This window comes from Sporacetigenium mesophilum DSM 16796 (genome assembly GCF_059569055.1).
The window spans coordinates 71,526-84,366 of sequence record NZ_JCANUR010000014.1; the positions used below are offsets into that span (position 1 = coordinate 71,526).

Sequence of the window (12,841 nt, forward strand, 5' to 3'; positions counted from 1 at the left end):
GTTGCTCAAAAAAACACTTGGGAAAAATCCAAGTGTTTTTTAAAATATATTTAATTTATATAATGCATAATAACCAATAGATATTAATACTAAAAATCCTATACTTGAAATTTTATAAAGCCTTTTCCTTTGTAACTTTTTTATTTTTCTTCTCTTTTTCATTCTACTTAAACTAATTTTAATAACATCTTCTTCTAGGTTAACTTCTTCTTTATCTTTATTTTCTTCATATATACATTTGGCTATATCCACTATTAGCTTTTGATTATCTTTATATCTTTCTTTTCTAGATCTTTTTGTAAGTTTTTTTATTATATTTATAACCTCATCTGGTATATCACTTATTTCTAACTCACTCCATTTTATTCCCTTATTCATAAACGCCAATAAACTTTCCATATTATCTTCACTGTAATAAGGACGCTTTTTAAATACAAGCTCATAAAACAATATTCCTAGGGAATATATATCACTTGATTTTTCCGTATGACCAATGCTTACTTGTTCAGGTGAAAGGTAATCTATCTGACCAACAGTTTTTTGTATATTGTTTTTAAATACATTGCTGTTTGAAGTTACAATTCCAAAATTGTTTATTTTTACAAGGCCTTTTTCATCGATTAATATATTATGAGGTTGTAGATCTCCATGTATTATATTATATCTATGTGCTATGTCTATACCATGAGTTATTTGTTTTATTATACTTAGTGTCAAGTTTATATCTACTTCTTTTAATTGAAGAACTTTATCTAAGCTTTCGCCTTCTATATATTCCATAGCTATATAATAACGTTGCTGATCTTCAAAATTACAAGTTCCCACATCATATATTTTTGTTATATATGGACATTCACTATTATTTAATACTGTTGCTTCATCTATTAAGTTTGCTATAAAGCTTTCATTATCTATTATTCCAGTTTTAATAATTTTAAGTGCAACTACATTTAATTTCTCATTATCTTTTGCTTTATATACCTTAGATCTTCTTCCTTCACTTATTAATTCTAATATTTTGTATCTATCTGCTAAGTATGTCAATTTCTGCTACCTCCACCATGTTCATCAAATACAAAATTCTACATTTTTATTCAAAATCCTTCTTTAATATAAAAAAATTCGCTATGCTCATGTCGCCAACGACCTTTAAAAACAGGTATGTTGCTCAAGTTTAGCAGTTAGATATTATAACTTATCCACAGAACGGATAAATTATAATATCCTTGTAATTAAAAAAGCTTTCCTATTTAGAAAGCTTTTTTATATTTCCGATTCCAGGTTCTTCTAATATACCTACAACCTTTTTAGCTATTTTCATATTCTCATGTAATATTTGTTTATTTTTATAATCTAAATCTTTATAATAAAGTGGAATAGGATTTTTGCCTATTATATTTCTTAGATAATTCCTTATTTTTATATTTATAGATTTATTTCTTTCTTCTTTTGCTATATTTAATGCTTCTTCTAAGTCTTGCAGTGATTTTTCAAATTCTTCATGGATAATCTTTATATCTTCATAATATCTATCATACTTTTCCTTTATATTTCTTGAAGTTTTAATCTCTGATTTTAGTTCAGAACACATTTCTTTTAAACTTTTTTCATCAGTATTATCATCCACTTTATAATTGTTAATTTTAAAATATTCTTCTTCATGTGTTAATGCTACTTCTAAATAGGGTTTACTTATTACACTTTTCATTTTGCCAAGGTCTTTTGTTCTTATTACTATATCTTCCCTTTGGACAGTGGGAAGATCTATATTAACCTTTTGTATACTTGAGTATAAATATATAAACCTTGATAGTTCAACACTAAATCCATTTTCCTTTAGTTCATTAGTTTTTAAGTGTATACCATTTATACAACCTGCTATATCTTTATATTCTTCAATAATGCTTTCATATTCTTTTTTATAATCCTTAGTTGGAAAAACCGCTTTTTTCAATGATTCTTCTAACCATACTATTATTTGTTTTTTAATTTCCTCTCCATACTTTCCTGCATGATTAACTAAGCTATCAATATATTTTGACATTTCTGCCCTTACTACATCTTTATCTCCAAATTTAGTTGATAATGCATCTAGTCTCTTTGCCAATAATTTCTTAGATGTATCTACTAAAGAGTCTATTACATTGTTTTTTATATTAAATCCCAAAATATATCCCCTACCTTAATAAGTAATTCTTAATACCTAACAATTCTAACATAAAAGTATCTATATTTATACATATAAAATATAGTAATTTTAATTTTCTTCAATATAAAAACTCGTTGAAAATTCAACGAGTTTTTATATTAAAATTCTGCATTTTTTGGAGTTCTTGGGAATGGTATAACATCTCTTATATTAGACATACCTGTTATATACATTAATATTCTTTCAAAACCTAAACCAAATCCTGAATGTGTAGCAGTACCATATTTTCTTAATTCTAAATACCACCAGTAATCTTCTCTCTTAAGGCCCATTTCTTCTATTCTTACCTCTAAGTTTTCTAATCTTTCTTCTCTTTGGCTACCACCTACTATTTCTCCTACTCCTGGAACTAGTAAGTCCATAGCTCTAACAGTTTTCCCATCTTCATTAAGTCTCATATAGAATGACTTTATATCCTTTGGATAGTCTGTAACAAACACTGGTCTTTTGTATATTTCTTCTGCTAAATATCTTTCATGTTCAGTTTGTAGGTCACATCCCCACTCAACTGCATAATCAAATTCCTTACCTGAATTCTTTAATAACTCTATAGCTTCAGTATAAGTTACTCTACCGAAATCTGAGCTTACTATATTGTCTAGTCTTTCTAATAATCCTTTATCTATAAACTCATTGAAGAACGCCATTTCTTCTGGAGCATTTTCTATAACATAGTTTATTATATATTTTATCATGTCTTCTGCTAATTCCATGTTGTCTTCTAGGTCTGCAAATGCAATTTCAGGTTCTATCATCCAGAACTCAGATGCATGTCTTGCAGTGTTAGAGTTTTCTGCTCTAAATGTTGGCCCAAATGTATATATATTTCTAAATGCCAATGCCATTATTTCGCCTTCTAATTGACCACTAACCGTTAAGTTAGCTTCTTTACCAAAGAAGTCATCTTTATAATCTATAGCTCCACCTTCAGTTTTAGGCACATCATGTAAATCAAGAGTAGTTACTCTAAACATTTCTCCTGCACCTTCACAGTCACTTCCAGTTATTATCGGAGAATGAGCATATACAAATCCTCTATCTTGGAAGAATCTATGTATAGCATACGCAGCTAATGATCTTACTCTAAATACAGCTGAAAATGCATTACTTCTTGGTCTTAAGTGAGCTATAGTTCTTAAATATTCAAAGCTATGTCTTTTCTTTTGAAGAGGGTATGTACTATCAGATAACCCTTCTACCACTATACTTTTAGCATGTATTTCTACAGGAGATTTAGCTTCTGGAGTTTCAACAACTTCACCTTCAATAATTAAAGATGAACTTATAGGGAACTTTTCTACTTCCTTAAAGTTTTCTAACTTTTCATCAAATACTATTTGAATGTTTTTGAAAAAGCTTCCATCATTTAATTCTATGAAACCAAAGTTTTTAGAACTTCTAGAAGTTCTTATCCACCCAGCTAATTTTACAGTTTGTCCTACATGATCTTGAGAATTTCTGTATAATTCTCTTATTGTTAAAAATTGTTTTTGCATTGTAATTCCTCCTCATTATGTTTTTATACATTAAAAAAAGCCCTTCATCCCTATAAAAGGGACGAAAGGCTATATTCTCTCGCGGTACCACCCAAATTGCCGTATACACGACCAACTCATTAAGCACATACATGCTTTTTGTCTATAACGGGACAATGCCGTCTAAGTCTACTCTCCATAAAGGGTTTCGGTTAGAAGCTCCAAGATGTTCTTCAATATAGACATCGTACTAGGATTTCACCATCCCTAGCTCTCTGAAACTACATTCCATATCTACTCTTCTTTTCTATGCTTTTGATTTATTATCATTATGTTATTATTTCTTATTTAATTAAAATTATAACAGTATAAAATTACCAAGTCAATGTATTTTCTAAACTTTATGTTAACTTCTTATATATACAAGACTTTTCTTGTATTAGCCTAAGTTTTTATGTGCAATACTCATCATAAGCCTTATTCTATTAAGTTGATTTACTTTTGCTTCACTTGGATCATAATCTATATAAGATATATTTATATATGGGTAATCTTCTTTTAGCCTCTTAATTATTCCCTTTGATACAATATGCCCTGGCAAACATCCAAAAGGTTGCATGCTTAATATATTTGTTATATCGTTTTTTACATAGTCGACTATTTCTCCAGTTACTACCCAACCATCTCCAACTTGATTTCCTAATGAAATATAATTTTCTGCACATTTCGTTAACTCATATCCCATTGGAGCCGTAGAAAATCTCTTACTTTGTCTTAAAGACTTTTGCATATCTCTTCTTAAAAACTCCAAAATTCCTATGGATATATTCGATGTACTTAGATCTACAAGGCTAGGGCTTATATTTTCATGTTTTAATTTTCCTCCATAACCGCAATATAATAAAAAGCTCATTAAATCCGGTGCTATAACCTCTGCTCCTTCTTTTTCTAAAAGAGATATTATATTGTTATTAGAAAAATCATTAAATTTTATGTATATATCACCTGTAAGTCCAACCTTAGGTTTTATTATATCTTCGTATATAGGCAACTTATCAAAGTCATTTACTATATTGTGTATATTTTTTTTATATTGGCCTATATTGTCGCTTCTCAAAGATTTTTTACACTTCTCTACCCAATTTTCATAAAGTTCATTTGCTGAATTTTTTTCTTTTTCATAAGGCCTTGTTTTTAGCAATACTTTGGTCAATAAATCTCCATATACTATTGATTGACCTATCTTGTATAAAAGTTTTGGACTTAGCTTAAGTTTTGGATTATACTTATCTTTTGTGGCTGATAAAGGTATAACAGGTATATTTCCTAACCCTTGTTCATTAAATATATCCTTTAGTATATTTGTCATATTGCTAGCAATACACGGGCCATCGGTTTTTATCATAAGAATTGCAATTTTATTAAGGTCATACTTATTTGACTTTATAGCTTTCATTATTTGACCTACTACTATAATAAATGGATAACACAAATCATTATTTGCATATTTTAATCCTTCTTTTATTACATACTCATCATTATGTTTCAAAACTTCTGCCTTGTATCCAGAGTTTTCAAACGCAGATTCCATAAAATTTAAGTGTATATCACTTATCTGAGGTATTAATAAAGTATAAGAATCTTTTATGTCCACATTATTATTTATTTTATATTTATTTTTATTTTTAGGTCTATAGTCTACTATATTACTATAAGTCTTTATTTCTTCTCTTTCTTTTATTGAAGAAACCAATGAACGTATCCTTATTTTAGCTGAACCTAAGTTATTTATTTGATCAATTTTTATTAGTGAATGTATTTTATTTTTTGATTTTAACATATTTTCTACTATATCAGTTGATATTGCATCTGTTGTACACCCAAAAGATGTTAGTTGTATCATATCTAAATTTGAATTTTGACAAACTACATCTGCAGCATTATAAAGTCTCGAATGATAAATCCATTGATTTGATATACATTCATTTTGATTTTGCGATAAATGAGATATGCTATCTTCAGTAAGAACAGCAAATCCTAACGAATTTATAAGATTTGGTATTCCATGATTTATTTCAGGGTCTAAGTGATATGGTTTTCCTGCTAAAACTATGCCCCTTATATTTTTTTCTTCTAATTCTTTAATAGTCTTTAGACCTTCATTTCTTATGTCTAATTTATATTTATATAATTCATCATAAGCTTTATTTACTCCCTGTTGTATTTCCTTTAATGATATATTTTCATCTTTTAAGACTTCTAGTAGTCTATATGCTAATTTACTTTTGTGTTCTAATGATAAATAAGGACTATAAAACTTTATATTGTTTTCTTTTATCTTATCAATATTTAAGTTTATATTTTCAGTATAAGATATAACTATAGGGCAATTATAAACATGATTTTTAGATTTATTTTCTTTAACATTATAATATATAGCAGGATAAAATATCTTATCTATTCCTTTATCTATTAAGTCTATTACATGGCCATGGGTTAATTTTGCAGGATAACAAATAGATTCCGATGGTATAGTATCCATTCCCATTTCATATATTTCATTGGAAGATTTAGATGATAATACTACCTTATACTTGAGTGATGTAAATAATGTATGCCAAAACGGATAATCATCGTAAATATTAAGAACTCTTGGTATACCTATAACACCTCTTGTAGCTTCATTGTCATCTAAAGATTTATATGAAAACAATCTTTCTAACTTGTATTTATATAAATTTGGCAATTCTATTTTATTATCTACCTTAGTAGCTCTTTCACATCTATTACCACTTACAAAGTTTTTGCCATTTTTAAATTTGCTTACTGTCAATAAACAATTATTTGTGCATATACCACATCGTTTATTTATTGTACTATACTTAAAATTGTCGGTATTATGTTCATTTAATAGTGTTGTAGTATTTATTTTTCTATTTTCATACTTTGAGTTGTATTTTTCCTTTGCTATAATTGCACATCCAAAGGCACCCATTATTCCTGATATATCAGGTTTTACAACTTCTTTATCTAACTCCAATTCCAAAGATCTTAAAACAGCGTCATTATAAAAAGTTCCACCTTGAACTACTATTTTTTCACCCAAACTCGTTATATCTCTTAGTTTTATTACCTTATACAATGCATTTTTTACTACTGATAAACATATTCCTGCAGCTATATCTCCTATTTCAAAACCCTGTTTTTGAGCTTGCTTTACACTTGAGTTCATAAATACAGTGCATCTGCTTCCTAAATTAACAGGAGATTTTGACCTAACTGCAGAAGCTACAAATTCTGATAAATCAATATTTAATGAATCAGCAAATGTCTCTATAAAAGATCCACATCCAGATGAACAAGCTTCATTTAACATAATAGAATTTATAACTCCATTATCTATCTTTAAATATTTCATATCTTGTCCACCAATATCTAAAATACAATCTACATCAGGTAAAAAGAATTTTGCTGCTTTATAATGTGCTACAGTTTCTACTTCTCCAACATCAATACCTAATGCATTTTTTATAAGCCCTTCTCCATATCCTGTTACACAAGAATTAGCTATTTTTATGTTTTTGTTAACATTTAAGTACATATCCTTCAACCCATTTAAAACAGATTCTAGAGGAGTTCCATTATTGTTAGAATAATAAGAGTAAATTAGTTCACCTTTTTCACTTATAAGTGCAAGCTTTGTAGTGGTAGACCCTGCATCAATCCCTAAATAAGCTTCTCCTTTATATAAATTTATATCCATTCTTTTTACTTTGTTTAAGCTATGTCTTTGTTTAAATTTTATATAATCATTTTCATCTAAGAACAATGGTTCTTGTGAATTTTCATCCATAGACAACTTAGGATACAAATTTTTTATATTTTCATAAAGTATGTCGCTATTAAATGGTTCATTATCTTTGGAACTTAATGCTGCTCCTAATGCAACAAAGTATTGAGAGTTATTTGGTACAATTATTTCATCTTCTTTAAGATTTAATGTTTCTACAAATCTGTTTCTAAGCTCTTCTATAAAATAAAGAGGGCCTCCCAAAAATGCAACATTACCCTTTATAGGTTTTCCCTGTGCAAGTGCAGTTATAGTTTGGTTTACTACCCCTTGAAGTATAGATGCAGATACATCTTCTTTTGATATTCCCTCATTTAGAAGTGACTGAACATCAGTTTTTGCAAATACTCCACAACGGGATGCTATAGGATGTATAGTTTTATGTTTTTTTGCAAGTTGACCTATTCCAACTCCATCAGTTCTAAGTATTGACGCCATTTGATCTATATATGAACCAGTTCCTCCAGCGCAAGCTCCGTTCATTCTTTGGTCTATTGTAGATCCGAAGTACGTTATCTTTCCATCTTCCCCACCTAATTCTATAGCCACCTCAGTTTGTGGTATATATTCTTGCACTGAAGTTGTACAAGCTATAACTTCTTGAATGAAAGGTACCCCTATATCATCAGCTATATCTATTGCTCCTGATCCAGTCATACTAATAGTTATTTCTTTTTCCTTAATTATATCTTTTGCTTCATCTAATATATTGATTAAAGTACTCTTTATGTCAGACAAGTGCCTTTTATACACTTTATATACTATATCTTTATTTTCATTTAATATAACTATCTTGACTGTTGTGGACCCTACATCTAACCCTATGTTTAATAACCTATTCATAGGCACCACCTCCGTAAAAGCTATTATATTTACCTATTATTAACAATTTTTTATTTATTTAACTCTTCTATGTAAAATTTTACTATTATCGTTTAAAAACCATTGATGTAGTAATAATAAAAATGTAGGAGGTTTTTATATGAAGAAAATTTTTTTTGGTTTTTTAATAGCATTTACTATATTTGTAGGAATATATAGAGAAGACGAACACAACAGTCATTTTGCATATGAAGTAGATAAAGAAGAACCTATAAAGATGTCTAGTGATTTTTTAAGAGAAAGTATATACAATTATATAACGTCTTTAGATGCAGGACTTGATATAATAGATGATTCTATGCCTGTTATTGGTGGGTTGAAGAATTTTACCTATGAAAGAACTTATAATAAAGTAATGAAAAACAGAGAGTTTATAAACCATATAGTAGAAGATGGAGAAAATCTAGACGAAATTATAAAAAAATATAATAATAATACAGGTGATATAGATGACTTTAGAAAAGTTATAAAAGAAAAAAATAAAAATAAAGTATCAGATACCTACGATATCCAATCTGGAGAAGAATTATTAATACCCTCAGAAAAATAAGCCTATTAAAGGCTTATTTTTTGGTTATACATACTGTTCCATTAATTTCTTTTATATTCAAAATACTATCTTTATAATTTGCCTCAAAATTTGAATATGCTGAATGAAGGTCTATATTTGCAAGTATATGAACTGTCATATTGTAATCTTGTTTACTTATTCTAAGAAGAATACCCCTTACTAAATTAAATTGAATTCTAGATGTAATTCCAAAATCATTATTGCCTAAGTTTATATCTAAAGGTTTATTTTTTAGATCTATAAATATATCAGCATCAAGTTCATCTTCTCTTATTATTCTAGTTTCAAAATCACAATTTAAACTTAAGTTTCCTACATTAAACATATATTTCCTCCAATATTAGCTATAATTATTTAGTATAAGTCAATTATACACGTTCTATATATTTTATTTATATATAGAATTTTAATTAATTGGAAATATTATACATAGTGTTATAATATAGTTTGAATATGTACATATGGAGGAATTTTTATGAATAAAGTAATTTCAAATATAGAGCCTAAGTCTGTTTTTTCGTATTTCGAGGAAATTTCTAGAATTCCAAGATGTTCCAAAAATGAAAAAGCTATAAGTGATTATTTATACAGCTTTGGTAAAAACTTAAATCTACAAACAATACAAGATGGATCTTTAAATATAATAATAAAAAAACCAGCAACTAAGGGATATGAAAATTCACCTACAGTTATACTCCAAGGGCATATGGATATGGTATGTGAAAAAAACAGAGAAACTAAACATGACTTTGAAAAAGACACTCTAAAACTTAGAATACAAGATGATATGATTTATGCAACAGAAACTACCCTTGGAGCTGACAACGGCATAGCTTTAGCTTATGCTATGGCAATACTACAATCAAATGATATAGAACATCCACCACTTGAGGTATTAATAACGGTAGATGAAGAAGCAGGTATGAATGGAGCTAAGGACTTAGATGGAAACTTATTATCTGGCAAATATATGTTAAATTTAGATTCTGATGAAGAAGGAGTACTGCTAGTAAGTTGTGCTGGTGGGGTTAGAGCAGTTTTAAACTTGCCAATAACATATAAACTTTCTAATAAATCTTTAAATTCATATTCTATAAATATTAAAGGATTACAAGGTGGACACTCTGGCTCCGATATAGATAAAGGAAGAGGAAATGCCAATAAGCTACTAGGAAGAGTTTTACATATACTAAATGATAATATAGATTTTGATTTAGTTTCTATAAATGGCGGTTCTAAGGATAATGCAATACCAAGGGAAGCTGAAGCTATTGTTTTGACTAATGACACTTGCAATTTACAAGAATTTGTAAAAAAGATGCATTTAGATATATCTAATGAACTAAAATCTTCTGATTCTAACTTTGAATTATCAATTGATAAAATAGAAAATAATTTTGAAAATGTGTTTGATAACACCACTAAGCAAAAGGTTATTATGCTAATTGACTTAACTCCAAATGGTGTACAAACAATGAGTATGGATATGGACTTAGTTGAAAGCTCAACTAACTTAGGAGTTATACAAAGTAATCAAAATAATATAATATTTAGAAATGCTGTAAGAAGTTCAGTAGAAAGTCTTAAGATTGAAATAACTAACAGAATTAAGTCTTTAGCTAATGTATTAGATGCTAATCTTTCACTTGAAGGAGATTATCCTGGATGGGCTTATAATAAAGATTCTAAATTAAGAGATATATGTGTAAATGTTTATAAAGACATTTATAAACAAGAACCTATAGTTACTGCTATACACGCAGGTCTTGAATGCGGATTATTAAAAGAAAAATTAGGTGATATAGATATAATATCTTTTGGTCCTAATATGTATGATTGCCACACTCCAAATGAACATTTAAGTATTTCATCTACCCAAAGAACATGGAATTATTTAATTGAAATATTAAAATCTATTAAATAAAAAAATCTTTTAAGAAATATATGATACACTTCAAAATATATTAAATGAATTACAGTACTTAGACTTTATTTATTTCATATATTTGATAATATACTTTATATTATTAATTTAAGAGTTTATTAGTATGTTCTAAATACAAAAAAGTGTACATCTATTCATGAAAATAGTATATAATAATCTTATAAATATAAACAACTGCTAAGGGGTGATTATTATGTGCATGCATGAGAGCGTTACACTTTGTCCAACTGTTACTACTTTTCTTGGATTAGATAATAGATATACATTAGCTTGTTCATGTTGTAAAAAAGATATTCTTTTAGAAGGTACAATTAAAGAAATATCTAATGTTTTATCATCTAATCAATATAAACTAAGCCAAGGTAATTACCTTATATCTAAAATAAACGAACTATACGTTTAATATATTAAAGGCTTTGGTTAATCCAAAGCCTTTTTATTTTAAGAATTTAATTTAAACTAAAATTTATTCATATAACATCTTTATTCTATACATATAATATTGTTCTTCACGAATCATATGATTTGGAATTAGTGACTTTAATGTTCCTGATCCAAGAAGATTGCAACTTTCCCTTAAAACCTCTACACTTTCAAGATAGGTAATAAATTTATCTATTTCTTTTTCAACTTCTTTATTTAGATATAATAAAGATCCATTTTCTACACCTGTTCTTTCAAATATCTTATACATTTCATAAGATTTTATAAACAGTTCACGGAATCTCTTTGAGAATTTATCACCTATATATACAAATTCTGACTCAACTGCATCTAAGTCAGAAGCTATTGCTGAAGCATGGCCTGATGCATCTGGAAGCCATACCTTATGTAGTCTAATATTTTCTAATGCCCCATTATATGGTATAGTTCCTTGCATTATACATAAAACTCTATAATACTCCATTGCCTCATTTATCATATGATTTAAAAATGTAGGTGTTAATCCTAATCCTATATTACATTTTACCAACATAGTTAGCATCTCTCTTTTAAAGTCAACAAATTGTTGAAGTGCAACTATGTTCTTTGGAATTAAACTAAAGGCATTTTTATTTGATATATCATCTGGTAAATTTCTAGCTTCTTCATGTAGGTTTTTAAATAAATCCATAAAATATCTAGCTTTTTGAATATATTTATACTCATTTGGTGCTAAGCTGGTATATTGGAATTCTCCATGATCTCTCATTATTCTAGTCCAAAACTCTATCTCTTTTTTAATATTAAACATATAATACCTCCTATTTTCAATATCAATGTATTATATGTTTGAGCTGAAATATTGTGACCAAAAATTCGCTATGCTCATATCGCCAACGCCCTTGAAAAGATCGAACCTTGCTCAAAAAAAGACTACCGAAAACGGTAGCCTCTTTTTAATAAAGTTATATTGAATAATTGGGGTCAATTATGCGTTAGCTTTAACTTCACCTAACATTTTTGGAAGATCTGCTTTAGCATCTCCACTTATTAATTGTAGGTTAAATACATCTTGTAATACTTTTAAAACTCCTGGTGATATGAACTTTGGAGCTGATGGTCCAACGTACATATTCTTAACACCTAAGCTGAATAATCCTAATAATATTGCAACAGCTTTTTGTTCAAACCATGATAATACTATTGTTAATGGTAATTCGTTGATATCACACTCAAATGCTTCAGCTAAAGCTATAGCTATTTTAGCTGCTGATCCTGAGTTGTTACATTGACCTAAATCTATATATCTTGGTATATCTGTTCCTGGAACTGTTCCAAAATCTATATCATTAAATCTGAACTTACCACATGAAGTTGTAAGTATTACTGCTTCTTTTGGTAATGAACTTGCTAATTCTCTATAGTAATCTCTTCCTTTAGTTGGAGCATCACATCCAGCTATAACGAAGAATCTCTTTATCTTTCC

General features: G+C 28.2%; 10 protein-coding genes and 1 other annotated feature. Of the genes, 3 read left to right on the top strand and 7 right to left on the bottom strand.

The window, feature by feature from the left end:
* Positions 1-39: 39 nt before the first annotated feature.
* The 4 genes from BS62_RS11470 to BS62_RS11485 form a co-directional block, all read right to left on the bottom strand.
* Positions 40-1,044: a serine/threonine-protein kinase gene (locus BS62_RS11470; RefSeq protein WP_496491417.1), complete on the bottom strand. Its 1,005-nt coding sequence runs from the start codon at positions 1,042-1,044 to the stop codon at positions 40-42.
* 202 nt (positions 1,045-1,246) lie between these two features.
* The gene (locus BS62_RS11475) at positions 1,247-2,167 is read right to left on the bottom strand and encodes a hypothetical protein (RefSeq protein ID WP_496491418.1); all 921 of its coding nucleotides are present in this window, start codon (positions 2,165-2,167) and stop codon (positions 1,247-1,249) included.
* Between the two features lie 140 nt (positions 2,168-2,307).
* Positions 2,308-3,705 carry an asparagine--tRNA ligase gene (gene asnS / locus BS62_RS11480; RefSeq protein WP_496491419.1) on the bottom strand — a complete coding sequence of 466 codons (1,398 nt, stop codon included), beginning with the start codon at positions 3,703-3,705 and terminating at the stop codon, positions 2,308-2,310.
* A gap of 54 nt (positions 3,706-3,759) precedes the next feature.
* Positions 3,760-4,003 (bottom strand) — a binding site (T-box leader).
* A 120-nt stretch (positions 4,004-4,123) separates the two neighbouring features.
* Positions 4,124-8,377, bottom strand: coding sequence for an acyl-CoA dehydratase activase-related protein (locus BS62_RS11485; protein WP_496491420.1), 4,254 nt, complete (start codon positions 8,375-8,377; stop codon positions 4,124-4,126).
* A 139-nt stretch (positions 8,378-8,516) separates the two neighbouring features.
* On the opposite strand from BS62_RS11485, the gene BS62_RS11490 reads away from it, so the two are divergent.
* Positions 8,517-8,966, top strand: coding sequence for a hypothetical protein (locus BS62_RS11490; RefSeq protein WP_496491421.1), 450 nt, complete (start codon positions 8,517-8,519; stop codon positions 8,964-8,966).
* A gap of 13 nt (positions 8,967-8,979) precedes the next feature.
* On the opposite strand, the gene BS62_RS11495 is transcribed toward BS62_RS11490, so the two are convergent.
* Positions 8,980-9,312 carry a hypothetical protein gene (locus BS62_RS11495; RefSeq protein WP_496491422.1) on the bottom strand — a complete coding sequence of 111 codons (333 nt, stop codon included), beginning with the start codon at positions 9,310-9,312 and terminating at the stop codon, positions 8,980-8,982.
* A 150-nt stretch (positions 9,313-9,462) separates the two neighbouring features.
* On the opposite strand from BS62_RS11495, the gene BS62_RS11500 reads away from it, so the two are divergent.
* Positions 9,463-10,911, top strand: a complete 1,449-nt coding sequence (locus BS62_RS11500; protein ID WP_496491423.1) for an aminoacyl-histidine dipeptidase — start codon at positions 9,463-9,465, stop codon at positions 10,909-10,911.
* A gap of 214 nt (positions 10,912-11,125) precedes the next feature.
* A complete protein-coding gene (locus BS62_RS11505) occupies positions 11,126-11,335 on the top strand; it encodes a hypothetical protein (protein ID WP_496491424.1) in 210 nt (69 codons plus the stop codon).
* A 63-nt stretch (positions 11,336-11,398) separates the two neighbouring features.
* Here the strand turns inward: BS62_RS11505 and BS62_RS11510 are convergent, their stop codons facing one another.
* Positions 11,399-12,166, bottom strand: coding sequence for a DUF2935 domain-containing protein (locus tag BS62_RS11510; protein ID WP_496491425.1), 768 nt, complete (start codon positions 12,164-12,166; stop codon positions 11,399-11,401).
* Positions 12,167-12,343: 177 nt separating this feature from the next.
* A partial coding sequence (locus tag BS62_RS11515) for an anaerobic carbon-monoxide dehydrogenase catalytic subunit (RefSeq protein WP_496491426.1) occupies positions 12,344-12,841 on the bottom strand: 498 nt, incomplete at its 5' end.

What these genes read in the sequence shown, in the direction of transcription:
- asnS (WP_496491419.1), bottom strand. Translation starts at nt 3,705, where the DNA reads ATGCAAAAACAATTTTTAACAATAAGAGAATTATACAGAAATTCTCAA.
- BS62_RS11485 (WP_496491420.1), bottom strand. Translation starts at nt 8,377, where the DNA reads ATGAATAGGTTATTAAACATAGGGTTAGATGTAGGGTCCACAACAGTC.
- BS62_RS11490 (WP_496491421.1), top strand. Translation starts at nt 8,517, where the DNA reads ATGAAGAAAATTTTTTTTGGTTTTTTAATAGCATTTACTATATTTGTA.
- BS62_RS11495 (WP_496491422.1), bottom strand. Translation starts at nt 9,312, where the DNA reads ATGTTTAATGTAGGAAACTTAAGTTTAAATTGTGATTTTGAAACTAGA.
- BS62_RS11500 (WP_496491423.1), top strand. Translation starts at nt 9,463, where the DNA reads ATGAATAAAGTAATTTCAAATATAGAGCCTAAGTCTGTTTTTTCGTAT.
- BS62_RS11505 (WP_496491424.1), top strand. Translation starts at nt 11,126, where the DNA reads ATGTGCATGCATGAGAGCGTTACACTTTGTCCAACTGTTACTACTTTT.
- BS62_RS11510 (WP_496491425.1), bottom strand. Translation starts at nt 12,166, where the DNA reads ATGTTTAATATTAAAAAAGAGATAGAGTTTTGGACTAGAATAATGAGA.